Source organism: Bacillus sp. SIMBA_008, from assembly GCF_046535495.1.
Classification (GTDB): Bacteria; Bacillota; Bacilli; order Bacillales; family Bacillaceae; genus Bacillus; species Bacillus subtilis.
Genome location: NZ_JAWRWL010001180.1, coordinates 1 through 239, shown reverse-complemented (window position 1 = coordinate 239; position 239 = coordinate 1). Strand labels below are relative to the sequence as shown.

General features: G+C 70.7%; 1 protein-coding gene. It reads left to right on the top strand.

From position 1 onward, the window contains the following. Nucleotides 1-239, top strand: a 239-nt coding sequence (locus SB658_RS27185) for a hypothetical protein (protein WP_410603643.1), incomplete at both ends; no start/stop codon positions are given.

Sequence of the window (239 nt, the reverse complement as noted above, 5' to 3'; positions counted from 1 at the left end):
CGCACGCGGCGGGCGCCTTCGACTCGACGCTCGTCAGCCCCGCCTACCCGCTGACCGGCGCTTCCACGGCGACTCTGGCGTACGCCACCAACTACTTCATCGACGGGCCGCAGTCGGCCGAGGTCCTCGTCAGCTTCGACGGCGGCGAGGCGCAGTCGCTCAACGCGTACACGGCGAACACGAATGCCGAGGAGCGTCTGGTCTTCGCCGTGCCTGCCGGCGCGCAGACCGCGCAGTTC